The organism is Paracraurococcus ruber, from assembly GCF_004353985.1.
Lineage (GTDB): Bacteria > Pseudomonadota > Alphaproteobacteria > Acetobacterales > Acetobacteraceae > Paracraurococcus > Paracraurococcus ruber.
Window position 1 is genome coordinate 1 of the sequence record NZ_SMOA01000072.1, and the last position, 26,158, is coordinate 26,158.

24 protein-coding genes and 5 pseudogenes are annotated in these 26,158 nt (G+C 69.8%); 18 read left to right on the top strand and 11 right to left on the bottom strand.

Annotated features, from left to right (window positions below):
• Positions 1-709: IS66 family transposase (gene tnpC / locus E2C05_RS14865; RefSeq protein WP_133220431.1), on the top strand; the 709-nt coding region annotated here is incomplete at its 5' end.
• Between the two features lie 2 nt (positions 710-711).
• Here tnpC and E2C05_RS14870 read toward each other — a convergent pair.
• Positions 712-1,149 carry a hypothetical protein gene (locus E2C05_RS14870; RefSeq protein WP_133220432.1) on the bottom strand — a complete coding sequence of 146 codons (438 nt, stop codon included), beginning with the start codon at positions 1,147-1,149 and terminating at the stop codon, positions 712-714.
• Between E2C05_RS14870 and E2C05_RS14875 the strand changes: the two genes are divergently transcribed.
• Complete coding sequence (locus tag E2C05_RS14875; protein WP_133220433.1) at positions 1,148-1,927, top strand: SMP-30/gluconolactonase/LRE family protein; 780 nt, start codon at positions 1,148-1,150, stop codon at positions 1,925-1,927. The genes E2C05_RS14870 and E2C05_RS14875 overlap by 2 nt on opposite strands.
• On the opposite strand, the gene E2C05_RS14880 is transcribed toward E2C05_RS14875, so the two are convergent.
• Positions 1,917-2,825 (bottom strand): LysR family transcriptional regulator, encoded by a 909-nt coding sequence (locus E2C05_RS14880; RefSeq protein WP_133220434.1) that lies wholly within the window; start codon positions 2,823-2,825, stop codon positions 1,917-1,919. The two genes, E2C05_RS14875 and E2C05_RS14880, sit on opposite strands and share 11 nt — an antisense overlap.
• 103 nt (positions 2,826-2,928) lie before the next feature.
• Here E2C05_RS14880 and E2C05_RS14885 point away from each other — a divergent pair, with 103 nt between their 5' ends.
• The 3 genes and pseudogenes from E2C05_RS14885 to E2C05_RS14895 form a co-directional block, all read left to right on the top strand.
• The gene (locus E2C05_RS14885) at positions 2,929-3,996 is read left to right on the top strand and encodes an LLM class flavin-dependent oxidoreductase (RefSeq protein WP_133220435.1); all 1,068 of its coding nucleotides are present in this window, start codon (positions 2,929-2,931) and stop codon (positions 3,994-3,996) included.
• 77 nt (positions 3,997-4,073) lie between these two features.
• Positions 4,074-4,997, top strand: a complete 924-nt coding sequence (locus E2C05_RS14890; protein WP_200306308.1) for a Bug family tripartite tricarboxylate transporter substrate binding protein — start codon at positions 4,074-4,076, stop codon at positions 4,995-4,997.
• A gap of 127 nt (positions 4,998-5,124) precedes the next feature.
• Positions 5,125-5,235: pseudogene (locus E2C05_RS14895) on the top strand (IS66 family transposase); the annotation flags it as partial.
• Positions 5,236-5,449: 214 nt separating this feature from the next.
• Here E2C05_RS14895 and E2C05_RS14900 read toward each other — a convergent pair.
• Genes E2C05_RS14900 through E2C05_RS14910 form a run of 3 tightly spaced genes read right to left on the bottom strand, consistent with a single transcriptional unit; the run spans position 5,450 to position 8,165 of the window.
• Positions 5,450-5,959 carry a MarR family winged helix-turn-helix transcriptional regulator gene (locus E2C05_RS14900; RefSeq protein ID WP_133220437.1) on the bottom strand — a complete coding sequence of 170 codons (510 nt, stop codon included), beginning with the start codon at positions 5,957-5,959 and terminating at the stop codon, positions 5,450-5,452.
• A gap of 45 nt (positions 5,960-6,004) precedes the next feature.
• Positions 6,005-6,961 carry a Bug family tripartite tricarboxylate transporter substrate binding protein gene (locus E2C05_RS14905; RefSeq protein WP_158292134.1) on the bottom strand — a complete coding sequence of 319 codons (957 nt, stop codon included), beginning with the start codon at positions 6,959-6,961 and terminating at the stop codon, positions 6,005-6,007.
• On the bottom strand, positions 6,951-8,165 hold the full coding sequence (locus E2C05_RS14910) for a CaiB/BaiF CoA transferase family protein (RefSeq protein WP_133220439.1): 1,215 nt from the start codon (positions 8,163-8,165) through the stop codon (positions 6,951-6,953). The genes E2C05_RS14905 and E2C05_RS14910 overlap by 11 nt, the downstream gene beginning before the upstream one ends.
• Positions 8,166-8,310: 145 nt before the next feature.
• On the opposite strand from E2C05_RS14910, the gene E2C05_RS14915 reads away from it, so the two are divergent.
• From E2C05_RS14915 to E2C05_RS14950, 8 genes are read left to right on the top strand one after another with little or no spacing between them, the layout of a single operon-like run.
• Complete coding sequence (locus tag E2C05_RS14915) at positions 8,311-9,471, top strand: acyl-CoA dehydrogenase family protein (protein WP_133220440.1); 1,161 nt, start codon at positions 8,311-8,313, stop codon at positions 9,469-9,471.
• A gap of 21 nt (positions 9,472-9,492) precedes the next feature.
• Positions 9,493-10,680, top strand: coding sequence for a thiolase C-terminal domain-containing protein (locus tag E2C05_RS14920; RefSeq protein WP_133220441.1), 1,188 nt, complete (start codon positions 9,493-9,495; stop codon positions 10,678-10,680).
• Positions 10,677-11,126, top strand: a complete 450-nt coding sequence (locus tag E2C05_RS14925; protein WP_133220442.1) for a Zn-ribbon domain-containing OB-fold protein — start codon at positions 10,677-10,679, stop codon at positions 11,124-11,126. The genes E2C05_RS14920 and E2C05_RS14925 overlap by 4 nt, the downstream gene beginning before the upstream one ends.
• A 1-nt stretch (position 11,127) precedes the next feature.
• Positions 11,128-11,583, top strand: a complete 456-nt coding sequence (locus E2C05_RS14930) for a MaoC family dehydratase (RefSeq protein WP_133220443.1) — start codon at positions 11,128-11,130, stop codon at positions 11,581-11,583.
• Entirely contained in the window at positions 11,580-12,479 is a 900-nt protein-coding gene (locus tag E2C05_RS14935) for an HpcH/HpaI aldolase/citrate lyase family protein (protein ID WP_133220444.1), read from the top strand. The genes E2C05_RS14930 and E2C05_RS14935 overlap by 4 nt, the downstream gene beginning before the upstream one ends.
• A 34-nt stretch (positions 12,480-12,513) precedes the next feature.
• Positions 12,514-13,377 (top strand): MaoC/PaaZ C-terminal domain-containing protein, encoded by an 864-nt coding sequence (locus E2C05_RS14940; protein WP_133220445.1) that lies wholly within the window; start codon positions 12,514-12,516, stop codon positions 13,375-13,377.
• Positions 13,374-14,888: an acyl-CoA synthetase gene (locus E2C05_RS14945; protein WP_133220446.1), complete on the top strand. Its 1,515-nt coding sequence runs from the start codon at positions 13,374-13,376 to the stop codon at positions 14,886-14,888. Before E2C05_RS14940 ends, E2C05_RS14945 begins: the two co-directional genes overlap by 4 nt.
• Before the next feature lie 37 nt (positions 14,889-14,925).
• A complete protein-coding gene (locus E2C05_RS14950) occupies positions 14,926-15,912 on the top strand; it encodes a Bug family tripartite tricarboxylate transporter substrate binding protein (protein ID WP_158292135.1) in 987 nt (328 codons plus the stop codon).
• 28 nt (positions 15,913-15,940) lie between these two features.
• On the opposite strand, the pseudogene E2C05_RS14955 reads toward E2C05_RS14950, so the two are convergent.
• Together E2C05_RS14955 and E2C05_RS14960 are read right to left on the bottom strand one after the other, a co-directional pair.
• Positions 15,941-17,152: pseudogene (locus E2C05_RS14955) on the bottom strand (CaiB/BaiF CoA transferase family protein).
• Positions 17,153-17,157: 5 nt separating this feature from the next.
• Positions 17,158-17,925: an enoyl-CoA hydratase/isomerase family protein gene (locus E2C05_RS14960; RefSeq protein WP_133220448.1), complete on the bottom strand. Its 768-nt coding sequence runs from the start codon at positions 17,923-17,925 to the stop codon at positions 17,158-17,160.
• A 102-nt stretch (positions 17,926-18,027) separates the two neighbouring features.
• Here E2C05_RS14960 and E2C05_RS14965 point away from each other — a divergent pair, with 102 nt between their 5' ends.
• From E2C05_RS14965 to E2C05_RS14975, 3 genes and pseudogenes are all read left to right on the top strand, one after another.
• Positions 18,028-19,092 (top strand): Bug family tripartite tricarboxylate transporter substrate binding protein, encoded by a 1,065-nt coding sequence (locus tag E2C05_RS14965; protein ID WP_158292136.1) that lies wholly within the window; start codon positions 18,028-18,030, stop codon positions 19,090-19,092.
• 221 nt (positions 19,093-19,313) lie between these two features.
• A complete protein-coding gene (locus tag E2C05_RS14970) occupies positions 19,314-20,024 on the top strand; it encodes an IS6 family transposase (RefSeq protein WP_133220450.1) in 711 nt (236 codons plus the stop codon).
• A 122-nt stretch (positions 20,025-20,146) separates the two neighbouring features.
• Positions 20,147-20,698, top strand: a pseudogene (locus E2C05_RS14975) (DDE-type integrase/transposase/recombinase); the annotation flags it as partial.
• A gap of 88 nt (positions 20,699-20,786) precedes the next feature.
• On the opposite strand, the gene E2C05_RS35145 reads toward E2C05_RS14975, so the two are convergent.
• Positions 20,787-22,640 carry a putative bifunctional diguanylate cyclase/phosphodiesterase gene (locus E2C05_RS35145; RefSeq protein WP_133220452.1) on the bottom strand — a complete coding sequence of 618 codons (1,854 nt, stop codon included), beginning with the start codon at positions 22,638-22,640 and terminating at the stop codon, positions 20,787-20,789.
• Complete coding sequence (locus E2C05_RS14985) at positions 22,637-23,206, bottom strand: heme NO-binding domain-containing protein (protein WP_133220453.1); 570 nt, start codon at positions 23,204-23,206, stop codon at positions 22,637-22,639. The genes E2C05_RS35145 and E2C05_RS14985 overlap by 4 nt, the downstream gene beginning before the upstream one ends.
• 605 nt (positions 23,207-23,811) lie before the next feature.
• On the opposite strand from E2C05_RS14985, the pseudogene E2C05_RS35560 reads away from it, so the two are divergent.
• Positions 23,812-23,970 (top strand): annotated as a pseudogene (locus tag E2C05_RS35560) (IS256 family transposase); the annotation flags it as partial.
• Between the two features lie 122 nt (positions 23,971-24,092).
• Here E2C05_RS35560 and E2C05_RS14990 read toward each other — a convergent pair.
• Positions 24,093-24,677, bottom strand: a complete 585-nt coding sequence (locus E2C05_RS14990) for a transposase (protein ID WP_205082833.1) — start codon at positions 24,675-24,677, stop codon at positions 24,093-24,095.
• Between the two features lie 366 nt (positions 24,678-25,043).
• On the bottom strand, positions 25,044-25,694 hold the full coding sequence (locus tag E2C05_RS14995) for a transposase (RefSeq protein ID WP_133220455.1): 651 nt from the start codon (positions 25,692-25,694) through the stop codon (positions 25,044-25,046).
• Positions 25,695-25,774: 80 nt separating this feature from the next.
• On the opposite strand from E2C05_RS14995, the pseudogene E2C05_RS15000 reads away from it, so the two are divergent.
• Positions 25,775-26,158 (top strand): annotated as a pseudogene (locus E2C05_RS15000) (hypothetical protein); the annotation flags it as partial.

Genomic DNA, 26,158 nt, shown 5'->3' on the forward strand with positions numbered 1-26,158 from the left:
TGTCTACGCCACCGACCGCAAGGCGACCCGACCCGCGGCCCACCTCGCCGGGTTCAGCGGCACGCTGCAGGTGGACGGCTATCGCGGCTTCCGCACGGTCGCTGCCCGGCGCCGGGGCGGCGCGGTCACGCTCGCCTTCTGCTGGAGCCACCTGCGCCGACGCTTCCACAAGGTCCACGCCCACAACGCCTCGCCGATCGCCGCCGAGGCCCTGCTGCGCATCGGCGCGCTCTACGGCATTGAGCGCGAGATCCGCCGCACGCTGCCCGAGCACCGCCGCGCCGTGCGCCAGGCACGCAGCAAGCCCCTGGTGCAGGACCTGCACCGCTGGCTGGAGGCGAAACTCGACAAGGTCAGCCAGGGCTCGGCCTTGGCCAGCGCCATCCGCTACGGTCTGCGGCACTGGGAGGGGCTCTGCCGCTACCTCGAGGACGGCCGGCTGGAGATGGACACGAACAGCCTCGAGCGGGAGATCCGACCGGTGGCAAAGACGCGCCGCGCAGCGCTCTTCGCCGGCAGCGAGGGCGGCGGCGACAACTGGGCCATCGCCACGACCCTGGTCCGCACCGCCATCCTGAACGGCGTCAACCCGCAGGCCTGGCTGACCGACGTGCTGGAGCGCATGGTCCGCGGCGAGGTCAGCAGCAAGGCGCTGCACACCCTGCTGCCCTGGTCCTGGCGCGAAGCCCAGGGCGCGCAAGCGGCGTAGCGCTATACGCCAGGCAGCGAGGCCTGCACCTCCTCCACCTCGCTCGTGTCGGCGTGGATCGCGTCATGGATGATGCGTGTCGTCACGCTCTGCAGGTGGGCGCTCAGCGCGCGGTCGAGCTCAAGGAACTCCAGCCAGAGCACGGTGTCGTTGAACCCGCGCGGCACCCGCACCATCACCGTCGTGCGCTTCTGCCGCGGATAGCGGTACGGCCGCAGGCCATAGCGGCGGCACAGCGCCACGAAGAGCTGGCGTGACCAGGCATCTGGCATGGAGAACTGCAGCTCGATCGGTGGATCCCGCCGCGACTGCTCCGCCAGCCGCGCCTTGACCCGCTCCAGCGCCGCGCCAGCCGCGTCGCGCTCGCCCGGCGTGCCAGCGCCCGCCATCAGCGCCTCGATCTTGCGCAGCCGTTCTTGCAGCCCGTCCCCATCCGCCATGCCGGATCCGCCCCAACCCAACCGACAGCAGACTAACCCAGCGTCCCCGACCCGGGGAGCAAGCTGTCAACACTCCTGTGGGGGTGGGTTCGCCACGACGCGTACGGTGCTGGCGCTGGCCGATGGCTTCCGCCGCCACGACCCAGCGAGCGGCGCCACCGCGCTGCTGACGCGGCTGCCGGTGGTGCACCCGGATGTCCGCCTGAACGACGGCAAGGTGGACCGGCAGGGTCGCTTCCTCGCCTGCAGCATGCACATGAACCTGGGCGAGGGCGCGGCGCCGCAGGGCGTGCTCTACCGGCTGGAGGCGGATAACACGGTAACCGAATTGGCGGCCGGGATCACCACGGCAAATGGGCCCTGCTTCAGCCCGGATGGCGCGACGCTCTACCTGGCGGACAGCCCGCGCCGGGTGATCTGGCGCTTCGACTACCGCGACGGGGCGGCGCGCGGCCGGGCGCCCTTCATCGACCTCGCGCCGCTCGGCACCGCGCCGGACGGCGCCACCGTCGATGCTGCGGGGCATCTCTGGGTGGCGCTGGTCCGCAGCGGCGAGATCGGCCGTTTCGATGCGCAGGGCCGGCTGGTGCAGCGCATCGCCATGCCGGTGCGGCACCCGACCAGCGTGAATTTCGGCGGGCCGCTTCTCAACCTGCTGTTCGTCACCTCGCTCTCGGCCAGCCATCGGCTGCACGATCCCTCGCCGGCGGCGGGCGGGCTCTTCGCCATCAGCGGGCTCGACGCCCAGGGCATCGCCGAGCCGCTGGTCAGTCGCTGAGGACGCCCGGCAGGGCCTTCACCAGGAAATCGAGGAAGGCGCGGGTCTTGGCCGGCAGCAGGCTGGCTTGGCGGAAGACCGCGTAGATGCCCTGGTCGAATTCGGAGTTGGTCACCTGCCAGCCCGGCAGCAGCCGGACCAGCCGGCCGGCGGCGAGCGCGTCGCGCACCGTGTAGTCGTCGAGCAGCGCGATGCCATGGCCGGCGAGCGCCAGTTCGCGCAGCACCTCGCCATTATTGGCGGTCAGCCGGGCGGCGATGCGGAGCTCCTGCAGCGCCCCGGCGGCGAGGAAGCGCCAGCTCACCTCGTCCGGCCCGAGCCAATAGGCCAGGCAATGCTGCGCCAGCAGGTCGTCCGGCCGGCGCACCGGCGGGTGCGCCGCGAGGTAGCCGGGGCTGGCGACCAGGATGCGCTCGCTGCGCAGCAGCAGGCGCTGCATCAGCGGCCCAGCGGGCGGCGCGCCGATGCGGAGCTCGATGTCGATCTCGTCCTCGGCGAAGCTGGCGGGGCGCTCGGCCAGGCGCAGCTCGACCCGCAGTTCGGGATAGCGGGCCTGGAAGGCCGGCAGCAGCGGGGTGACCACCCGCAGGCCGAACATGGTGCGCGAATGCAGCCGCACGGTGCCGACCGGGGTGGCCTGCAGCGCTGCGGCGGCGGCCTCAGCGGCGGCGATGTCCTGCAGGATCGGCTCCAGCCGGGCGAGATATTCCCGCCCGGCATCGGTCAGCACCAAGCTGCGGCTGCTGCGGTTCAGCAACTGGGTGCCGAGCGCGGCCTCGAGCGCAGCGACCTGGCGGGAGACCGAGGCAGGGGACAGCCCGGCGCGGCGGCCGGCGGCGGAGAAGCTGCCCTCCCGCACGGCCGCCACGAAGAGCTCCATCGCCTGAAGGCGCCGCATGGCCGACCTTTACGGAAAATGCAAAGATGCCCCTCACATATATCCCGTTGTTGCGCCGAATGCCCAGCCGCTAGCCTTCCCCCTTCGGGAAGGGAATGGGGCCATGGAATTCGGCATCTTCATCCTCATGCAGCAGCGCGGCTACCATCAGAGCTCGGCCGAGGTGCTGGATTGCGCGGTGGAGCAGACGGTGCTGGCCGATCAGGCCGGTTTCGACAATGCCTGGTATGCCGAGCACCACTTCTCCAATTACGGCCTCGGCGCCTCGCCGCTGATGATGGTGGCGCATATGGCCGGGCTGACGAAGCGCATCCGCCTCGGCACCGGGGTCTGCATCCTGCCGATGTACAGCCCGGCGCGGCTGCTTTCCGAGATCGGCTTCGCCGATACGCTGAGCAAGGGCCGCCTCGACCTCGGAGTCGGCTCCGGCTACCAGAAATTCGAGTTCGATCGCTTCGGCGTCGACATCGCCGAGGCGCCGGCGATCTTCCACGAATTCCTCGACATCCTGAGGCTGGGCCTGACCGAGCGCGCCTTCAGCTATGCGGGCAAGCACCTGCGGATGCCGCTGACCTCGATCAGCATGCGCACGCTGCAGACGCCGATGCCGCCGATCTGGATCACCTCGGCCAATGCACAGACCCAGGCGCGGGCGATCCGCGAGGGGCACAACCTGTTCGTCACCGCGCTGCTGAACGGGCCGCAACGGCTGCAGGAGATCCGCGACCAGCTGGCCGGCGTGGCTGCGGGCGAGGGCCGCAGCATCGACGACTGCCGCTTCGCCATGCTGCGCTGCGCCTATGCGAGCGACAACGCGGCGGAGATCGACAGCTACCTCGACAGCGCGCGCTACTCCCGCCGCATCTCGGAAGCGCTGAAGTACCGCCGGGCGCAATCCGACGACGGCTTCTTGGTGCGTGAGGAGCCGAGCCCCAACGACCTCAGCTTCGAGCAGATGCGGGCCAACCTGCCGGTCGGCAGCGTGAACCAGGTGGTGGACAAGATGCTGGCGGAGATCAGCATCCTGAAGCCCAAGCACATCGCCATCCAGACCCAGATCGGCGACTTCGACCACCGCACGATGATGCGGCAGATCGAGCTCTGGGGCAGCCGCATCATCCCCGATATCCAGAAGGCGCTCGGGGTGGCGGCGCCGCGCGCTGCGGCTTAGCGTCACGCGACGGTAGGGGAGGAAGACGAATGCGACACCCGATCGGACGCCGCGCGCTCGGCGGCCTTACGGCTGGCATGCTGGCGTCCCGGGCCGGGGCGCAGGAGGCTTGGCCAACCCGGCCGATCCGGCTGGTGGTGGCCTTCACCGCCGCCAGCGAGCCCGACATCCTGGCCCGCGCGCTGGCGCCGGTGCTGCAGGCGCAACTGGGCCAGCCTGTGGTGGTCGACAACCGCATCGGCGCTGCCAGCGTGGTGGCGGCGGAACATGTCTCCCAGCAAAAGCCGGATGGCTACACGCTGCTGCTGACCTCCTCCTCCACCTTCTGCGTCACGCCGCACCTTTTCGCCAACCTGCCGTTCCGGGTCGAGCAGTTCCAGCCGCTGACCCTGCTGATGCGCGGCCAGCTCGCGCTGTTCTGCGACCCCAAGTTGCCGGTGCGCACGGTGGCCGAGCTGGTCGCCTATGCCCGCGCCCTGCCGCAGCCGATGCCCTATGCCGCCAATGTCGGGCTGTTGGCGCATCTGTCCGGAGAACGGCTGAAGCAGGCGACCGGGATCGAGCTGCTTGACGTCTCCTATCGCGGCACCCCGGCGGCGCAGCAGATGATGATGCGCAGCGACGTGGCGATGACCTTCGACGGCGTCGCCTCCTATATCGCCCTGGTGCGCAATGGTGACATCCGGGCGCTGGCGGTGACCGGGGACCACCGCATCGCCGCGCTACCGGAGGTGCCGACCTTCGCCGAAGCCGGCTTCCCCGGCATCGCGCAGCCCTACTGGTACGGGCTGTTCGCGCCGGCCGGCGTGCCGGACCCGGTGGTACGGAAGTTGGTGAGGGCGACGCATGTGGCGCTGGCCGAGGCCCGGTTGGGCGAGCAGATGTTGGCCCAGGGCGCCGAGCTGCGCGGCAACCAGCCGGCCGAGTTCAGTGCCATGGTCGCTGCCGAGCGGGGGCGTTGGGGCGAGCTGATCCGCAGCATCGGCCTGCGGCTGGGATAAAGTGCTCGCCGGGTTCGGCGGCAGCTCCTGGGCCGGTCGCATCATGGACGTGACGCGACGGCGGATGGCTTGAGTGCAGCCTCCCTCGGGCGCATGCCGGAGCCGAGGTCGAGCCGTCGTCGACCTGCACGTGCTCGATGCCGCCCGGCTGCATGGCGACGACACCACGGTACCGGTGCTGGCCAAGGGACGCACCATCACCGGCCGAGTCTGGACCTATGTGCGCGACGAACGGCCGTCCTAATTCCACATGCGCTTTGGCCCGAAAACCTGCAATGCCGTACCGTCACCTCCGCGCCGCCGGCGACCCCGCCGCAGTCACGGCCCTCCGGGCGGCGGCCGGACCGAATCTCATTCAGGACGATCCCGGGTCCTGGTCAGAACCCATCCGCGACACCTCGCCTGCCGGCCGCGCCGATGCTGGCTTGAGGGCTCGCGGCTCCAACGCCTGTCTAGGCGGCTTCGATTCCATCCGTAACAAGGGAGGCGTCACCAGCATCGTCCTCGTCCCGCAACGCGCGGCGGATGTTGCGCCGGATGGTGGTCAGCACGTGATCTGCGGCAGCGATCTCGCCGGCCGAGAGTCCAGCCAGGATGTCCCCGTTCAGCCTGCGACCCACTTCCACCATGCGGCCCTGCACCTCGTGGCCCTTGGCGGTGACGGCGACGCGGTGGATCCGACGGTCCAGAGCATCGCTTTGTCGGATCACCAGTCCCGCGGCCTCGAGCCGGTCGATCATGGAGCCGACCGCGACCTTGCCCAGGCCGAGCAGCCGTGCCAGCTCCGCCTGCGTCATGGCGCCCTCCTCCTTGCGCGACAGCTGTGCCAGCACAGACCATTGGGCCCTGGTGACGCCGTGCGGCCGCATCTCCTGGTCAAACAGGATCTGGCGAAGCCGCGAGACGTCGTGGATCAGGAAGCCGATGCGGAACTCGCCGCGTGCCTTCGTCGGGGAGGTCATGCCGGCTGCTCCGGCCCCGGTCTCGGTCTCGGTTGAATCAACGGACTACTCCCTGGGCAAGCCGGCGGCCTGGGCGATGCGTCCCCAGAGCGCGATCTCCCGCCTCTGAAAGGCCGCAAGCTCCTCCGGCGTCGTTGTTGCGGCCATCAGGCCGAGCCCGAGCGAGACGCGTTTCCCTTCCTCGTTGCCGAGGATCGCCCGGATGCTGCGGTTCAGCCGCTCCTGGACCGGCGGCGGGCTGCCGGCGGGCAGGAAGACCGCGACCCAGGAGGCGAATTCGTAGCCAGGCACACCGGCCTCCCGCAGGGGCGGCACCTCGGGCAGCATCGGGATGCGCTCCGCCGTGGTGACACCGAGCGCCCGCAGCGTCCCGGCGCGGATATGCTCCCCTGCCGCGGCGAGATCGCTGACCAGGAATTGCAGCCGTCCCGCCAGCAGGTCGGTCACCGCCGCCGGCGTGCCGCGGTAGCTGATCTGCTCCGCCTTTATCCGGGCCAGGCTCTTCAGCAGCTGCGCCGCCGCCAGGCTGCCGATGTTGCCGGTGCCGTAGTTGAGCGCGCCGGCCCGCTCGCGTGCCACGGCGAGGAACTCCGCCGCCGTCCGCGCGGGAAAGTCGGCGCGGACCATCAGCACCAGGGGCGCCAGGCTGGTCAGCGTCACCGGCAGGAAGCCGCGAACCGGGTCGAAGCCGGGATCCCGCGCCAGGTGCACGCTTGCGGCATGGGTGGAGTTGGTGGCGAAGAACAGGCTGTAGCCGTCCGGAGCCGCGCGGGCGGCTTGGCGCGCGGCGATCAGCCCATTGCCGCCCGCCACGTTCTCGACCACCACCGGCTGGCCGAGCCCGGACGCCAGCCGCTCCGCGACGAAGCGGGCGATGCCGTCAGTCGCGCTGCCGGGCGGGAAGGGGACGATGGCGCGCAACGGCCGGGCCGGCCAGCTCTCCGGCTGCGCGCGCGCCGCCGCAGGGGCCAGGCAGGCCGCGAGCAGCGCCCTACGCCGCATCGCCGGTCCCGCCGATCGCGCCCGCTGCGCGCAGGGCAGCGATCTCCTCCGGCCCGAAGCCATAGGCGGCCAGCACCTTGGCCGAATGCTCCCCCAGCAGCGGCGGCGGTGACCGCACCGCGCGGGCCTCGCCGTTGAACTGGATCGGCTGGGCCATGGTCTTCAGCGGGCCGAGCGTCGGGTGGTCGTAGTCCAGCACCACGCCCCGCGCCGCGGTCTGCGGATGCGCCAGCATGTCGGCCAAAGTGTTGATCGCGGCGCAGGGGATGCCGGTGCGGCCGCAGAACGCCACCCAATGCGTGGCGCTTTCCGTCGCCACGATCGCCTGCACCAGCGCGACCGTCGTGGCGAAATTGGCGACCCGGTCGGCATTGGTGCGGAAGCGCGGGTCTTCTGCGAGCTCCGGCCGGCCGATCCCGGCGGCAAAGCGGCGCCAAAGGTTGTCGCTGGCGATGCCGATCAGTACCGGCCCGTCCGCGGCGTCGAAGGCCTGGTAGGGGCAGAGCGATTCATGGCCCGAGCCGGACTTCTCCGGCAGCGTCCCCTTCTCCCAGTAGATCTGCAGGGAATAGCCGAGCAGCGCCGCCGCGGTCTCGAACAGCGAGACCTCCAACCGGCAGCCGCGGCCCGTCCGCCCGCGCTCCAGCAGCGCGGCCAGGATGCCGCTGAAGGCATTCATCCCGGTCGACTGGTCGATCGGCGAGAAGGGGCTGCGGATCGGCCCGCCGCCGCGCTCCCCGGTCATCGCCATGATACCGCTGAAGGCCTGCAGGATGACGTCGTAGCCGAGCCCCTGGGCCAGCGGCCCGCTGCGGCCGAAGCCCGAGATGCTGCAATGGATCAGCCGAGGATTAGCCGCGCAGAGCGCCTCGGCGCCGATGCCCAGGCGCTCGGCGACGCCGGTCGCGTAGCTCTCGATGACCACGTCGGCCTCGCGCGCCATGCGCTGCGCCGCGGCCTGGCCCTCCGGCGTCTTCAGGTCCAGCGCCAGGCTGCGCTTGTTGCGGTTGGCGCTGAGGAAGACCGCGCCGACCCGCGCCTCCCCGCCGGTGCGGAAGGGAGGCCATCCCCGCGTGTCGTCGCCGCTGTCCGGCGGCTCAATTTTGACCACATCCGCTCCGAGGTCGCCGAGCCACTGGCCGCAGAGCGGCCCGGCCAGGACCTTGGAAAAGTCGAGGACGCGGATGCCCTTGAGCGGCGTCATGCCGCCACCCCGGCCGGCCGCCGCCCGCCGGATCGCCTGCTGCTAGGCCCGGGATCGGACTTCATGGCGTTGCCTCCAACGGCCCCTTGCGGCCAGATCGTACGGTGGCTTACCATAAGCTAACGAACGAAGGGAGGAAAGGCCGATGCTCCGCCGGCCGCGCACGGTCTTCAGCGAGGACCACGAGATTTTCCGCCGTGCCGTGCGCCGCTTCGTCGAGGTGGAGCTGGTGCCGCACCACCCGGCCTGGGAGGAGGCGGGCATCGTGCCGCGGGAGGCCTGGCGGAAGGCCGGCGCGGCCGGGCTGCTGTGCTGTGACATCCCGGCCGATTATGGCGGCGCGGGCGGCGATTTCGGCCATTGCGCCGTGGTGACGGAAGAGCTGGCGCGGGCCAACCTGAGCGGCCCGGGCTTCGTCGTCCATTCGGACATGGTCGCCACCTACATCACCCGCTTCGGCACCGAGGCGCAGAAGCGCCGCTGGCTGCCCGGCATGTGCGACGGCAGCCTGATCGGTGCCATCGCGATGACCGAACCTGATGCCGGCAGCGATCTCAAGGGCATGCGGACGCGCGCGGTGCGCGACGGCGACCACTACGTCCTCAGCGGCCAGAAGACCTACATCTCCAACGGCCAGAACGCGCATCTGGTCGTCACCGCGGCCAAGACCGATCCGGCGGCCGGCGCCCGCGGCATCAGCCTGATCGTGGTGGAGACCGACACGCCCGGCTTCCGCCGCGGGCGCAACCTCCACAAGCTCGGCATGCCCGCGGCCGACACCTCGGAGCTGTTCTACGACGAGGTGCGGGTGCCGGTGGCGAACCGCCTGGGCGAGGAAGGCCGCGGCTTCGCCATGCTGATGACCAATCTGGCGCGGGAGCGGCTGGTGCAGGCGGTGCGCGGCAGCGTGGTGGCGGAGACCGTGATCGACTGGACCGTCGCCTACACCCGCCAGCGCAAGGCCTTTGGCCATACCATCGCCGATTTTCAGAACACCCGCTTCGTGCTGGCCGAACTGGCCGCCAAGACGGCCGCCGCGCGGGCGCTGACCGACCGGCTCATCGCGCTGCAACTGGACGGCACGCTGGATCCGGTGGAAGCCGGAATGGCCAAGCTGTTCTGCACCGACCTGCAATGCGAGGTGGTGGACCGCTGCCTGCAGCTGTTCGGGGGCGCCGGCTACATGATGGAGACACCCATCGCCAAGGCCTATGCCGACGCGCGCATCACCCGCATTGCGGGCGGTGCGGCGGAGGTGATGAAGGAGATCATCGGCCGCCGGCTGTTTGCCGATGCTGGCCAATAAATCGGGGAGGACGCGGGCCGCATGAGCGAGCGCACATTGCGGGGCAAGGTCGCGATCGCCGGCGTGGGCGAGACCACCTACTACCGGCACGGCCAGTCGCCGGATGCGGAGTTCAAGCTGGCGTTGCAGGCCATCCTCGCGGCCTGCCGGGATGCCGGCATCGACCCGCGGGAGGTGGACGGCTTCGCCTCCTACGGCGATGACCGGTCGGACGGACCGCGGCTGGCCGCCTCCCTTGGCATCCGGGAGCTGCGCTTCTCCAACATGCACTGGGGCGGCGGCGGCGGCGGCGTGGCCGCGGCGGTCGCCAATGCGGGCGCGGCGGTGCATTCGGGGATGGCCAACTGCGTCATCGCCTTCCGCTCCCTCGCCCAGGGCCAGTTCGCCCGTTACGGCCGCAGCCGGACCGGCGCGGCGGCCGTGGGCGACGACGCCTTCCTCGCGCCCTATGGCCTGATGTCGCCGGCGCAGCGCTTCGCCATGAAGATCACCCGCTTCATGACCGACCACGGGATCCGGCACGAGGCGCTTCGGGCCATCGCCATGGCGTCCTACCACCATGCGCAGAACAACCCGAACGCGGTGATGCGCGGGCGGCCGCTGACCGAGGAAAAGTACGACGCCTCCCGCTGGATCATCGAGCCCTTCCACCGGCTGTTCGACTGCTGCCAGGAGAATGACGGCGCCGGCGCGGTGCTGGTGGTGCCGGCGGACCGCGCCAAGGACCTGCCGCACAAGCCGGTCTACCTGCTCGGGGCCGCGCAGGGCGGGCATCACCGCAGCGCCGCGCCGGTCCACAACGCGCCCGACTACGCCTCCGCCCATTTCAAGACGGTCGCGAAGAACCTGTGGGAGATGGCGCGGCTGGGCCCGCAGGACTGCGACGTGGTGCAGGCCTATGAGAACTTCACCGGCGGCGTGCTGCTGAGTCTGGTGGAGCACGGCTTCGTGGACCCTGCCCGCGCCAACGAGCAGCTGGTGCTGGAGAACCTGCTGGTGGGCGGCACCGGGACGATGCCGATGAACACCTCCGGCGGGAACCTTGCGGAGTGCTACATGCACGGGCTGGAGATGGTGAACGAGGCGGTGCGGCAGCTGCGCGGCACCGCCATCAACCAGGTGGCGGGCGCGAATGTTGTCGCCGTGCTGGGCGGGCCAATGGTGACGCCCGTCAGCAGCCTGGTCGTCGGGACGGAGGCCGCGCTGTGAGCACCACGACGAACCGTGTCCTGCCGGAAGGCCTGCCGGCGCCGTCACAGGACGGCCTCGCCAGGCCCTACTGGGACGGCACCCGCCAGGGCCGGCTGGTGATCCAGAAATGCCGCGGCTGCGGCCGGCACCAATGGGGCCCGGAATGGGTCTGCCATCGCTGCCACAGCTTCGACCTGGGCTGGGAGGAGGTGGCGCCGCGCGGCCGCATCTGGTCCTGGCAGCGGCCGCACCACCCCGTGCATCCCGCGCTGAACGGCCACACGCCCTACACCATCGTGCTGGTCGAGCTGCCGCATGCCGATGGCGTGCGCATGGTCGGCAACCTCATCTGCGCGCCGGACGCGCCGGTGACCATCGGCGCCGAGGTCGAGGCGGTGTTCGAGCCGCATGATGAGGCCGATCCGCCCTACACCCTGGTCCAGTGGCGCGTGCGGGGGGGCTGACATGCCGGGTCTCTGGTTTGAGGAATTCGAAATCGGCCAGGTCTTCCGCCACGCCATGCGGCGGACGATCACCGAGGCCGACAACACCTTCTTCTCAGCCCTCACGCACAACCCGGCGGCGCTGCACCTGGACGAGGAATACTGCCGGACGGAGACCGAGTTCGGCACGCGCATCGTCAACAGCGCCTTCACCCTCGGCCTCATGGTCGGCATCACGGTCGGCGACACCACGCTCGGCACCACCGTCGCCAACCTGGGCTGGGACGAGGTGCGCTTCCCGAAGCCGCTCTTCCACGGCGACACCATCCGGGTGGAATCGGAGGTGGTCGCCAAGCGCGAGAGCAAGTCGCGTCCCGGCCAGGGCATCGTGGAATTTGTCCATCGCGCCTTCAACCAGAAGGGCGAGCTTGTGGCGCATTGCCGGCGCTCCGGCCTCATGAAGGGCAAGCCGGCATGAGCGCGCCGCCGCGCTCCTGGCTGTTCGTCCCGGGCGACAGCGAGCGCAAGCTGGCCAAGGGCGGCGAGAGCGGGGCGGATGCGCTGATCCTCGACCTCGAGGATTCCGTCGCCGCCGCGCGCCGGCCGGTGGCGCGCGGAATGGTGGCGGACTACCTGGCCGCGCATGCCGGCACGGACCAGCGCCCGCGTCTCTGGGTGCGGATCAACCCGCTGGACGGGGAGGGGCTGGTGGATGCCGCCGCCGTGGTGCGGGCAGTGCCGGACGGCCTCGTCATCCCGAAGGTCGCCGGGCCGGCGGAGTTGCTGCGCATCTCCCACTGGCTGGAGGCGCTGGAGGCGCGCGACGGCATCGCCCCGGGCAGCGTGAGGCTGCTGGCCGTCGCGACCGAGACGCCGGCCGCGGTGCTGCAGCTGCCGGATTATGCGCGCGTGGCGGTGCCGCGCCTCGCCGGCCTGACCTGGGGGGCGGAGGACCTGCCCGCCGCAATCGGCGCGGCCGGCAACCAGGACGGCAGCGGCGCCATGGCGCTGACCTACCGCATGGCGCGGGCGCAGTGCCTGCTCGCCGCCGTCGCTGCCGGCGTGCAGCCGATCGACACGCTGGAGCCCGACTTCCGAGACGAGGCCGCGCTTCGCGCCGCCTGCGCCACCGCCCGGCGGGAAGGTTTCACGGGAAAGATCGCCATCCATCCCGCGCAGGTCGGCCCGATCAACGAGGGCTTCCACCCCACCGCCGAGGAGGTCGCCTTCGCCCGCCGCGTGGTGGCGGCCTTCGAGAGCCAACCGGGCCTCGGCACCATCGGGCTGGACGGCAGGATGCTGGACATGCCCCATCTGCGGCAAGCTCGGCGCGTGCTGGCGGCCGAGGCCGCTTTTGGGCCCGGAGACGCCTGAGCCGTCCAAGACAAGCAGCTGGGAGGAAGACACGGTGGCCATCGACTATGAACGCCTGAAGAAGCGGCACTTTCCAGACATCGAGCAGCGCTACACCTCCAAGGACACGATCCTCTACGCGCTCGGCCTTGGCCTCGGCCAGGATCCGCTTGACCGGCGCCAGCTGCGCCATGTCTACGAGAAGAACCTCGTCGCCTTGCCCACCTTGGGCGTGGTTCTGGCGACGCCTGGCTTCTGGGTGAAGGAGCCGGACACCGGCGTCGACTGGCCAAAGGTGCTGCATGGCGAACAGGGCCTGACCATCTACCGCCCGCTCCCGCCGGAGGGACGCGTCATCGGCCGTCTCCGCATCGACGAGATCGTCGACAAGGGCGCCGGACGCGGCGCGCTGCTGTATAACACCAGGGAGGTGCTTGATGCCGCGACGGGAGAGCTGCTCTGCAGCCTGACCAGCACGTCTTTCCTGCGCGGCGATGGTGGCTTCGGCGGCCCGTCCGGCCCGGTGCGCAAGCCGCATCCGGTGCCGGACGCACCGCCCGAGGCGAGCTTCGACTGGACGCTCGGCCGCAACGCCGCGCTTCTCTATCGCCTCAATGGCGACTTCAACCCCGTGCACGCCGACCCCGATGTCGCCGCCAGTGCCGGCTTCGCCGAGCCGATCCTGCACGGCCTCGCCAGCTACGGCGTTGCTGCCTGGTCGGTGGCGAACCTGCTATGCGATGGCCAGGCGGAGCGGCTGCGGCGCTTCGACCTGCGCTTCACCTCGCCGGTCTATCCCGGGGAGACCCTGCGCACCGAGGTCTGGCGCCTCGGTGAGGGCGTGGCGGCATTCCGCGTCCGCGTGCCGGCTCGCGACGTGGTGGTGCTGAGCAATGGCCGGGCCGAGTACGCGCCGTGAACGACGCGGCTCTCATCATCAGCGGCGACCGCCAGGTCAGCCGCGGCACATTGCAGGAGCGTGCACGCCGCGCCGCCTCCGGCTTCGCCGCGCTCGGGGTCCGCGCCGGCGACTGCGTCGCGCTGCTGCTGCGCAACGACTTTCCGTTCCTGGAGGCGAGCTACGCCGCCACCATGCTCGGCGGCTATGCGGTGCCGATCAACTGGCACTGGAAGCCGGAGGAAGTCGCCTATCTGCTGCGCGACTGCGACGCCCGCATCGTGGTCGCGCATGCCGACCTCCTGCCCCTGCTGGCCGAGGCGCCGCCGGGTCTTGCGGTGATCGCCGTCCGTACGCCGCCAGAACTCGCCGCCGCCTATGGCTTGCCCGAGGTCGAGCCGCCCGGGGAGGAGTGGGAGACCTGGCTGGCGCGCCAGCCCGCCTGGGACGGGCCGCCGCAGCCGGCGCGCGAGAGCATGATCTATACCTCCGGCACCACCGGCCGTCCCAAGGGCGTCCGCCGTATGCCGCCAACGCCGGCGCAGGCCGAAGCCACCGCGCGCAACCGGGCGCAGATTTACGGCATCCGGCCCGGCATCCGCGCCCTCCTGCCAGGGCCGCTCTACCACAGTGCGCCGAACGGCTTCGGCCTGCGGTCCGGCACCCTGGCGGAGCGGCTGGTCCTGATGCCCCGCTTCGATCCGGAGCAACTGCTCGCCCTGATCGAGGAGCACCGGATCGACACCACCTTCCTCGTCCCCACCATGTTGGTGCGGCTGCTGCGCCTGCCGGAGGCGGTGCGGCGCCGCTACGAACTCTCCTCCCTCCGCCACGTCACCCATGCCGCGGCGCCCTGCCCGCCGGAGGTGAAGCGGGCGATGATCAACTGGTGGGGCCCGGTGCTGCACGAGTTCTACGGCGCCACCGATCTCGGCGCGCCGACGGCCTGCGACAGCCACGAATGGCTGGCCAAGCCCGGCACGGTCGGCCGGCTGACCGAGGGAGCCGTGCTAAGGATCGTCGATGCCGAGGGCCGGGACTGCCCGACCGGCGTGCCCGGGGAGATCTATGCGGGCTGCGACTACATGCCCGACTTCACCTACCACAAGCGCGACGCCGAGCGCCGGGCGGTGGAAAGCGATGGCCTGATCACGGTCGGCGATGTCGGCTACCTCGACGCCGACGGCTACCTCTTCCTCTGCGACCGCAAGCGCGACATGGTCATCTCCGGCGGGGTGAACATCTATCCCGCCGAGATCGAGGCTGTGCTGATCGGCGTCGAGGGCGTCCTCGACTGCGCCGTCTTTGGTATCCCTGATCCTGAATACGGCGAAGCCCTTTGTGCTGCGGTGCGCGCGCTACCCGGCACGACCGAGAGCGCCATCCGCGCGGCCCTTCAGGCCCGGCTGGCGAACTTCAAGGTGCCGCGGCGGATCGAGTTTCACGATGACTTGCCGCGGGACGATTCGGGCAAGCTGCTCAAGCGCAAGCTGCGCGAGCCGCACTGGCAAGGGTCTGGCCGTAGCATCTGACACGGTGACGGGCATTGCAATGGGGGGAGACGCATCCATGAGTGCTCGCCTGACGCTACCGCGTCGCGCCCTGCTGGCCGCCGGCGGCGCTGCCTGCCTCAGGCCGGGGGACGCCACCGGCCAGGTTCCCTATCCAGGCCAGCGGCCGGTGAGCCTGGTGATCCCCTACGCCCCAGGCGGCATCCCGGATGTGTTCGGCAATGCCATCATCCGTGGGCTCGGGCAGCGGCTCGGCGGCACCTTCGTCATGGACCACAAGCCGGGCGCCAGCACGACGCTCGGCACGCGGCAGGTCGCGCGCGCGCGGCCGGATGGCTACACGCTGCTCTTCGCCGGCAACGGCACCTTCAGCATCACGCCCTTCGTGTTGCGCGACGCGGGCTACGATCCCGCGAAGGACTTCACCTGGCTCGGGATGACCGGCAGCGCGCTGTACCTCTTCGTCGCGCAGCCGCGCTGGGAAAGCCTTGATGCCCTGCTGGATGCGGCGCGCCGCCGGCCCGGCGAGGTGAGCTATGCGAGCTGGGGCGTTGGCTCCTCGGCGCATCTGGGCACCTTCGACCTCGCTCGCCGCGCCGGGGTGGACCTGGTCCACGTTCCCTACAACGGCACCGCCGCAGCGCTGACGGACATCGCCAGCGGACGGGTCGACTTCATGCTGAGCACCCTCGCGCCGGCAAGGCCGCACATGGAGGCCGGACGGCTGCGGCCGCTCGGCGTCGCCTCGCCGGCCCGGTACCGGCTGCTGCCGGAGGTGCCGACCGTCGCCGAGCAGGGTTTCTCCGGCTACGAGGTGCCGAACTGGACCGCCGTGGCGGGCCCGGCCGGCCTGCCACCAGCCGTCGCTGCGGCACTGGAAGGCGCGCTCGCGGCGACCTTCGCCGACGAGCAGTTGCTGGCGCGGCTGGAGCCACTCGGCATCACCCCGACGCCAACCGGGGCGCCGGCCCTCGTCGAGGCCGTGACGCGGGACCTTGGGATCAATGCCGATCTCATTCGGCGGGCCGGCATCCGGCCCGAATAGGGCTGGCAAAGCGCTGCCCGCGCGGCTGTCAGCCGCCCGGCTCGAGCAGGGGCGGCAGCTCCGCCAGCACCTCCGCCGTATGCTCGCCCAGCCGCGGCGGCGGGCGGTCGCTCCGCGGGGCCGTGCGGGACATCTGGATCGGGCTGGCGACGACCCGCACGGCCGGGCCGCCGGGCCGCGCGATCTCACGCACCAGACCGCGCGTCGCTACCTGCGTATCGGCAAAAACCTGCGCGAGGTCGTTGATCGGGCTGGCTGGAACGCCGGCAGCGTCGAACATCGCCTGGCATTCCGCGATCGGCCGCTCGCGCAGCGCTTCGCAGATTAACAGCGCGAGGTCGTCGGCATGCCGCAGCCGGTCTGCGTTGCGCGCGAAGCGCTCGTCATCCGCCACCTGCGGCATGCCGAGCGCGGCGCAAAAACTGCGGAACTGTGCGTCATTGGCGACGATGATCATCAGGTCGCCGTCGGCGCAGCGAAAGCTATCGCTGGGATAGACCGTGGCAAGCCGGTTGCCGGCGCGCGGCGGCACGCGGCCCGTGGCGAGGTAGCCGAGGCCGAGATTGGTGAGCCCCGCGACCTGCACGTCCAGCAGCGCCATGTCGATGTGCTGCCCGAGACCGGAGCGGTCGCGTTCCCGCAGGGCGGCGAGGACGGCGACATCGGCATAGAGCGCGGTCATCTGGTCGGCTACGGCAATGCCGGCCTTCCGCGGGCCCCCACCGGGCGCACCGTCCGGATTGCCGGTGATGCTCATCAGGCCGCCCATGCCCTGCACAACCGTGTCGTAGCCGGGGCGCGGCGCATAGGGGCCGGTCTGCCCGAAGCCGGTAATGGAGCACTAGACGAGGCGCGGATTCGCCGCCGAGAGCGTTGCGTAGTCCAGGCCATGCTTCGCCAGGGTGCCGACCTTGTAATTCTCGATCAGCACGTCCGAGCGGGTGGCGAGGCGCGTGACCAAGGACTGGCCTGCCGGTGTGGCGATGTCCGCGACTACCGAGCGCTTGCCCCGGTTGCAGGTCCAGAAATAGACCGAATCATCGAGTGGCGTCGCAGGCGGCTCTACGACGAAGGGCGGTGCCCATTCGCGCGTATCGTCGCCGCGTCCGGGCCGCTCGACCTTGATCACGTCGGCGCCAAGATCGGCCAAGATCTGCCCGGCGAGCGGCCCCGCCATCACCCGCGACAGGTCGAGCACCCGAAGGCCGTCGAGCGCGCCGGCCGGCTCTCGCGACGGCATCGCCGCTACCGTCCCGTCCAGGCCGGACGTCGCTTCTCGGCGAAGGCCGTGAGGCCTTCGCGGCAGTCCTCCGTTCCGAAGACAGCGGACACCAGGTCCACGGCGGATTCCGCACCCTCCCGGTAACCCGCAGCAGCGGCGCGCAGGAAGGCCGCCTTGCCCAGCCGCATCAGTGCCGGCGACTTGGCGGCAAGGACGCCTGCGGTGGCGCGCGCCTCCTCCATCAGCCGTTCCGCTGGCACCTGCCGGTTGACGAGGCCGAGCGAGACCGCCTCCGCGGCATCGAAGCTGCGGCCTGTGAAAAGCAGATCGAAGGCCCGGTGGCGGCCGACGATGCGCGGCAGGTGGTGGAAGTGGATCGCGGGGAGCAGGCCGACATCGATCTCGGGATAGCCGAAGGTCGCGTGCTCGGCGGCCAGGATCATGTCGCAGGTGATGGCGATCGACATGCCGGCGCCACGGGCAGCACCGCCGACGGCGGCGATGGAAGGCTTGCCGAGCGCCGACTGCGCCTCGCTGATCCGGACATAGATTTTGCCGACCATGCGATGCGCGTCGGCCGGCGTGCCGCGCAGGAAGGCGGGCAGGTCGAGGCCGGCGCAGAAGCGGCCGGGAATGGCGCTCGCCAAGATAACGGTGCGGACCGTGTCGTCCTGCCGCGCGCGATCCAGTGCAGCGAGAAGGGCGTCGAGGAAGGGTTCTGTAATGGCGTTGACCGGGCCATTATTGAACCGCAGCTCCGCCACGCCGTCGCGGACGTCGTAGTCGATCATGTCCCTGTTCCCCCCGCCCGGGCTGGCGGCTGCGGACCGCGCACCACGCCTCGTGGCAGTCTAGGCGCGCTGCCACCGGTCCGGCGAGGGGCCGCTGCCCGCTTGACAGCCCATGTCGGCAGCACGCCGAATGAGCTGCGGCCGCGGGCGAACCTGGCCGCAGGAGGGACCGTCGTGCCACACCGATCGTCCCTGGCGCATACCGTTCTGCGCCGCGCCGTCCTCCTCCTGCCGGGGCTGGCGCTGCCGCGCGGCGGGGCCTGGGCCCAGGACGGCTCAGCCCGGCCAGTCACGCTGGTGGTGCCCTTTCCCGCGGGCTCCGTCACCGACAACCTGACGCGTGCCGTCGCGCAGCATCTGCAGGAGATCCTTGGACAGCCGGTGGTGGTGGACAACCGGCCTGGCGCGCATGGCACGCTGGCGGCTGCGCATGTCGCGCGCAGCCAGCCAGACGGCGCGACACTGCTGATGGGCTCCTCCGTTATGTTCGTCGCCCGCAGCCTGATCCGCAATCTGCCCTACGATCCTGTCGAAGCCTTCCAGCCGGTCTCCGGCATCGGCTCGACCTCGATGATGTTCATGGTACCGGCCGCCTCGCCCGTCCGTACCCTGGCCGAGCTGCGGGAGCAGGCGCGCCGCGCCTCGCCGCCGGTCATCACCGTCGGCTTCGGCTCGCCAAGCGGCCAGGTGGCGCTAGCGCTGTTCGCCTCGGCGAGTGGCACTCAGCCGGTCGGTGTCAGCTACCGCGGCATCCCGCAGGCCATGACTGACCTTGTCGGCGGCCATATCCAGGCAGCGGTGGTCGATCTCGGCACCGGCCTCGCCCAGTCCAGGTCTGAGCAGGTGCGTCCCCTACCGATCTCTGCGGCGGCACGTAGCCCGCTAGCTCCAGAGGTTCCGACGCTGCAGGAAAACTTCCCGCGCGCCGAAGGGGCCCTGGAGACGATTGTCGCGGTCCTGGGCCCAGCCCAGATGCCGGCGCCGATCGTCCGTCGGCTGGACGAGGCATTCCGCGCCGCTCTTGCCCGGCCGGCGCTGCAGGAGCGGTTCGCTTCACTCTCCACCGCTGTTCTACCACTGCAGACGGAGGCGTTGGCAGCGCGCATTCGGGCGGACAATGCCCGTTGGGAGGCGCTGATCAGGCGAGCCGGCATCGAGCCAGAGTGACCAGGGGCCGAGCGGCGAAGACGGTCTGCCGGCAACTCCGTACACTGGTAGTCAAGGCCTGATGCTTGATACCCAGCGGCGCGCAGCCGCCTCCTACCCGAAGGGGTCCTACGTCTCTTCAGGCCCGGCTATCTCGGTCGCCAGGCCTGCACCTGCTTCACCAGGCATTGTCAACTTCGTGGTTGCTAGGCAGAACGACACGGCTGAGCCAGGCTGGCGAGATGACGCCCACGCCCGTGACCTGCCCTGGCTACCGCTTTCCGGCCGAAGTCATCAGCCACGCCGTCTGGCTCTACCACGTCTTCAGTTTGAGCCTGCGCGAGGTGGAGCTGATATTGTCCGAGCGGGGCATTGCCGTCACCCACGAGAGCATCCGGCAGTGGTGCCTCAAGTTTGGCACCGACTTCGCTTGCAAGCTCCGTCGGCGTCGGCCGAAACCGGGCGACACCTGGCACCTCGGTGAGGTGTTCCTGAAGATAAGCGGCGAGCTGCACTATCTCTGGCGCGCCGTGGACCAGCATGGCGTCGCGCTCGACATCCTGGTCCAGCGCCGCCGCCACGCCACCGCGGCGAAGCGCTTCTTCAGACGGCTGCTCGCTGGCCTGAAGTACAAACCCAGGCGCCTCGTCACCGATGGACTGCTCAGCTACGGCGTTGCCCATCGTGAGGTGATGCCCGAGGTCAAGCACCGGATCTGCCGCTACCTGAACAACAGAGCGGAGAACTCGCACCGGCCAACGCGGCGCCGAGAGCGACAGATGCAGCGCTTCAAGTCACCGAAGCAGGCTCAGCGCTTCCTGTCATCCCACGCTATGATCTACGGCCACTTCCGGCCACGCCGGCACCTGATGACCGCTGGTCAGTACCGGCGTGGTCGCGCCGAAGCCTTCCAGGCATGGCGGGAGGAGACATCCGTCCAGATGGCAGCGTGAAGTGCAGGGCCACACTCCTGCACAGGCACCCTTGCATGGTGGCCGACCAAGTTGACAATGCCCTCATGCGTCAGGCCGCCCTGACCCTGCAGCCGCACACCGGCAGGCGACCGATCCGCGCCCATGAAGGCACCGTCATCGCTCCCGCCTCAAACCAGCGGTGGGTGTCCGATGGCTTCGAGGTCTCTTGCTGGAACGGTGAGGTTGTCCGGGTCGCCTTCGCCATCGACACCCACGACCGTGAGGTCATGGCCTGGGTCGCCACGGTCGGCGCCGGGATCAGCGGCGAGATGGTGCGCGACATGATGCTGGACTGCGTCGAGCGCCGGTTCGACGCAGTCCGCGCCCCGGAGCCGGTGCAATGGCTCGCCGACAACGGCTCGGCCTACACCGCGGGCGAGACGGTGGCCTTCGCGACCGCGCTCAACCTCGTCGTATGCTTCACGTCGGTTCGCAGCCCTGAAAGCAACGGCGTCAGCGAGGCCTTTGTGAAGACCATGAAGCGCGACTACGTCTGGGTGAACCCCCGCTCCAACGCCGTCTCCGTCCTGCAGCAGCTCCCCGCCTGGTTCGACGATTACAACGCAGGCCATCCCCACAGCGGCTTGCGCATGCTCTCGCCGCGTGAGTTCATCGCCCAGCAGTCAGCAACCCCGGCCGCGTGTCCGGTCTGACGGGGGGCAATCCAAAACCCCCGCGGTCGCCTGCTGCATATCCTTCGTCCAGCGCCGTCAGGATTGGCGTAAGCTTTGACGGAACCGGTCAGTTTGCGCTACTCGTAGCCATAGAGGGCGGCGCGCCAGGTCGCCCGAAGAGCCATCCCTGCGCTTCTGCGCAGCCCTCGGCACGCAGCGATAGAAGCTGCTCGGATGTCTCGACTCCTTCAGCCACCACCGGAATGCCCAGGCCTGACGCAAGGCCGAGCACCGCCCGCACGATGGCTGCATTCTGTGCGGAGGCACCGCCCAGGCCGGAGACAAAGCGCCGGTCGATCTTGATTTTGTCGAACGGGAACGCCTGCAAGGTGGCGAGGGACGAGTAGCCCGTCCCAAAGTCGTCAAGGGCTATTCGCACGCCCAGGTCCCGCACCCGCCGCAACGCTGCGAGCGCGGCGTCTGCTTCACGGATCAGCACTCCCTCGGTCACCTCGAGTTCCAGGCGCTCAGGCGCGAGCCCGCTGGTAGCTAGGGCCGCTTCGACCGCCTCGGCGAAGAAGGAGCCGCGTTGGACCTGGACTGGAGACACATTCACGGCGATGAAGTGCGGCTCCCGCCAGCGCGCTGCCTCGGCGCAGGCCTCGCGTAGGGCCCAGCCGCCGATCCGGTGGATCTCGCCACTCGCCTCCGCTGCGGCGATGAAGTAGTCCGGAGAGACCTGCCCGCGCGTAGGGTGGCGCCAGCGCATCAGCGCCTCGAAGCCGAGCACCGCACCGTCTTTTACGGCGACCAGCGGCTGATAAGCGAGCGAAAGCTGCCCTGGCGCGGTTGCATGACGAAGGTCGGCGTCAAGGGCACGTCGCTCGCGAGCTTCGGCCTCCAACTGTGGTCGATAGAAGGCGATGCCGTTGCGTCCTGCCGCCTTGGCTCCGTACAAGGCGGCATCGGCGGCCGCGAGCAACTCGTCGACGTTGCTACCGTCGCCGGGGGCGAAGGCAATGCCGATCGATGCCGTGACAGCGGCGGAGGTTACCCCATTCCCGAGGTCATACGGCTTGGCGAGCGCGGCGACGAGCCGTCCGGCCAGTCGCTCGGCCGCTTCCATCTGCGTTGAAGATGTCAGCACGATTACGAACTCGTCACCACCGTGGCGTGATACGATGTCCTCGCAGCGCGCGAGAGCCCGCATTCGCGCGGCCGCCTGAACCAGGACGCGATCGCCTGCAGCGTGCCCATGCCTGTCGTTCACGCCCTTGAAGCCATCCAGGTCGATGCAGAGAACGGCCACACCCTTCTGACCGCGTCGACGTCCGGCATGAGCGAGATTCGCGGCGAGCCGCTCCCGCAGGTTAGCTCGATTCGACAGCCCGGTGAGGGCATCTGTCTCCGCGAGCTGGCGAATACGGGCCTCTGCGACGCGACGCTCCGTGATGTCCTGGCAGACTGCCTGCACTGTCCCGGCGTTCATGCCGTCCGGCCGAAGTTCCGTCCAGATCGTGCGGACCGTGCCGTCTGGCTGGAGCGTCCGCCATTCGAACGAGGCGGTCTCTCCCATCAGCGCTCTGGCCTCGCCGCCGCTCACGAGTTCGCGGTCGTCCGGATGCACCACCGTGCCAAGCAGATCCACAGAGGGATTTCGGGAGTGAGCGCCGAGGAGCGACTGCAGCTCGGGTGAGAGGATTCGGCGTGGCACGCCGGCGATCACCTCGAGCCGCCAGGTGCCGAGGCGGGCAACGCGGTGTGCCTCCGCGAGCTCGCGCCCTGTCGCCTCGGCCGCCGCAATGGCGCGACGCGCGACGTGGAGGACACCGTTGCCGAGCAGCGCCAGCTTCTGCGCCGTCGTGTCGCTGCTGGGCGCGTCCAGTCGAACGCCCAGATCACCCGCCGCGACGCGGCAGAGCTGGCGGCAGATCTCCTCGGCCGCCTCCCGCAGGACGAGGTCATCCCGGTGGGTGGTCATGCCGCCTGCCGCCCGGCGACGGCCTCCACCCTCACGTGCATGACGCACTCCACAGCGTCCGGCCCACCCGCCTCGAAGGTAACCGTTGTTCGCTCGCCCAGCTCCTCGCCGAGCTGTCTGGCGATGGCGGCGTAGAGACCGGCGAGGCGGTTGAGTGATCGGTAGAAGACGCGCACCCCGTCCGGCGTAGGCTCGACCTTGAACTTACGCGCGACGCAGCCTCGCTGTTCGTCGACAAGGCCGGCGGAGAGCGTGTTGTGCACCTCCGGCTGGTGCAGGAGGAAGTCGCGGACGCGCGGCCTGCTATCGAAGAAGGCCGGGAACATCTCGCGCCCGCGCGCTAGGAAGAAGGGCGCGAACAGCGCGAAGGCGGCCGCCTCGTCCACCCCAAGTCGTACGCACGCCGCATCGAGAATGCGGCGACAGGCCGCATCTGCATAGGGAGCGTCGAGCCGGAAGTGTTGGTCGGGCGTAAAGCCCGCCTCCACGAGGATGGAGCGACGAACCTCGACGCCAGCGACCTCATCAAGGAACGCGCTCATCACGTGCGGAACCCAGCCAATCATCCGAGTACCTCCGCCGCGTTGGCGGCTCGCTCAAGGCCGTGTTCGGCCCGTTGGTGTCAAAAGCCAGTACCCTTCCCCAGTACCCCAGGCCGCCTGGAGCACTGATCGATGTTGGGCGAGACCGTTCATCCTGCCCGGCGAGCCATTTGCGACCATTGTTCGGCCGCCGATCGACTGGAGCAGAGGAGTTCGGGACGGCGGCGCACCTCATCGTCTCTACTGTTCTAATGTGTGGCACCGCTCGGAGACAGTAAGGCAGCCCTTGGCTGGTGCCTCGAAATCACAAGTGTTCCGAGAGGATGGACAGCGGCGCTGCCGGGCGCCGACATGGCCATTGCGAGCGGCGGCACCCGCGGGTGGCGCAGCTCCGTCTCACTCCGCTATGCTCGGCGGTGCGTCAACCCGAAGCGCTGACCCCCGGTGCCTACCTGACCGGGACCAATACGGGGCGAGTGTAGCAGGCTCTGGCGGTGCTGTGCCGGGACATGGTCGCTGCGTCTGGCGCAAGTCGAACTGAGGCCGAGCGAAAAAGGGGATCAATTGGGACGTTGCAACTTCGCGGACGAAAACGCCGTTCGCCGGTCCGATGCAATGCGTCGCACACGTCCCGGATCAAGCCGCAGACCGTAAAGCCCTCCGCTGAGATTGCGGCTCTGCGGTTTTGTGCCCTCCTTGCATCGATCCAGATCAGCATGCGCAAGCTCGATGAAGGGAAGACTCTGACCCAGCCGAACGCCAGGGGCATGATCCATCGCGTCTCCTGAGGCGATACGATCATCGCATAGGGTACGTCGCCAACCGATTTCCAACTTCCTTTGCGACGGCGCCGGCTTGATGGTGGGCGGTTCCGAGGCTCTCCCGCACTTCCCGTGCTGCCCTTGCAAGCTCATGCGGTGTGCAGGATGCGAGTACGAAGCAGGTCGAAGCCGGCGCGGCCATACATGGTTCGCTTGATCATCTTGATGCGGCTGATCTGTCGTTCGGCCGGGCTGGTGGTCCAGGGTAGGCGGAGCGCCGTCTCCACCGCTGTGATGTCCTTGCGTATCTTGGCGACGAAGGAGCCGAGTTGCGTGATCTCCGCGACGGCGAGAACATCGGCCAATGTTTTGTTGCTTTGTTTGCGCAAGACCCGTTCGATCCGCTTCGCCGCGGTGAACGTGACGGCCAGTGCCGGCGTGTCCTCCAGCAATCGCTGGACGAAGGCGCGAGCGGGCCGCGGCAGGGTGCGCGGTTCCGCCATGAGTAGCCGGGCGACACGCCGGCCCGACGGCGGGCGCCATGGCTTGCCGCTTCGCGTCTGCAGCGCTCGGGCCTTGCCGGGGTTGGCGCGGCGGCGGGCAGTCGCCCAGGCACGCACGAGAGGCGCGCCGCCCGTGAAGCCCAGCGCGGTCAGCTCCCGCCATAACCGGGCGGCGTTGTGGCAGCCCTCGGTCCAGCGGCGGTCCAGGTGCTCACGATAGGCGTCGAGCACGCCACCGCGGCGCGGGTGGCGCCAGGATGGCATGGCCCCGGCCCGAAGCCATTGCCGCAGCGTCTTGCGATCGGCACCTACCTGCCGGGATATCGCGCTGAGCGACGCGCCGGCGGCATGCAGGCGCACGGCCTCGTCAAACCTGACCTTTCGCCGCGCCAGGGCAGCCTCGCTCCGGCGCCTCGCGGCGCTGGGCTACTCGTGGCCATGGATGAGCGGCGCACCGGCGGTCGGCGGCTCGGCCATCAAGTCCCGGGCGACGCGGCGTGCCACCGCATGGTGGCGCTCGGCGGCGCCATGGACGGCGTCACCGAGATTGCGCAGCAAATGCCAGCGGTCGGTGACCTGGATGGCATCCGGGGCGCCCTAGCGGACACCATCGGCATAGGCGCCGGCCCGATCACGGGCGACCACTGCGATCCCAGGGTTCTCCCTCAGCCACGCCGCCAGGCTCGCGGCCGTGCGGTCGGGGAGGAGGTCGGCGACGCGGTTTCGCTCGAGATCGACCAGCACCGTTCCGTACCAATGACCGCGGCGCCAGGCCCAATCATCGACGGCCAGCACCTTGATGTGTGGCCCCTGTTGCGGAGCCTTGCCGGCCTTGCGCGCCATCCGCAGCAGCGTGTCGGCGCTGACCGGCATCGCAAGACGCGCGGCCAGCCTGGAGCCGACCTCGCCACCGGTGGCCAGGCCGATATGCTGCTGTAGATTGGCCAGCCGTCCGGTTCGGCGCCCGGCAGGTTGCGCCGTATCGGCCAATCGCTCGGCAAAGGTTTGCCGCGGGCAGTCTGGCGCGAGACAGCGGAAGCGCCGGGCCCGAACCGGCCGGCCCTGCCAAGGCAGATCGTGCAGGATCCGGTCGTATCGACTGTGGATCCACGACGACGGCCTATTGCAGGCTGGGCAGGCCGTTGAGGGCTCGAGCGGGGCGACGATGATGGTGAGATGGTCCGTGCCAGGCAGGATCTGCTCGATCTGCAGCCCCGCCGGAATGAGGGGCAAGAGACGCTTCGACAATCAGGGTCTTCAGAAGGAAAGGGAAAGAACCCTCTCCACTTGGTCGCTCAGCCGCGGAACGACGAGCCGCAGCACGGGAAGTGCGGGAGAACCAGGATTGGGCCAGCAGCTACAGCTGCGACCGCGGCCTCACCGGCACCCGCGACCGCGCCCTGCTGCTGCTCGGCTATGCCGGCGCGCTGCGGCGAAGCGAGCTGGTCGCCATCACCCGCGAGCATGTCTCCTTTGGCCCGGAGGGCCTTCGGCTGCTGCTGCCGCGCAACAAGGGCGACCAGGAGGGGCAGGGAGCCAGCCTCGGCATCGCCCGCGGCACAAGGTCCGAAACTTGCCCGGTGCGGGCGCTGGAAGCCCGGCTGCAGGCCAGCGACTGCCGCTACGGCCCGGTGTTCCGCAAGGTGGACCGCTGGGGGACGATCGAGAGCCGGGCGCTCACGCCCGAGGCGGTCGGCACCATCCTGAAGCGG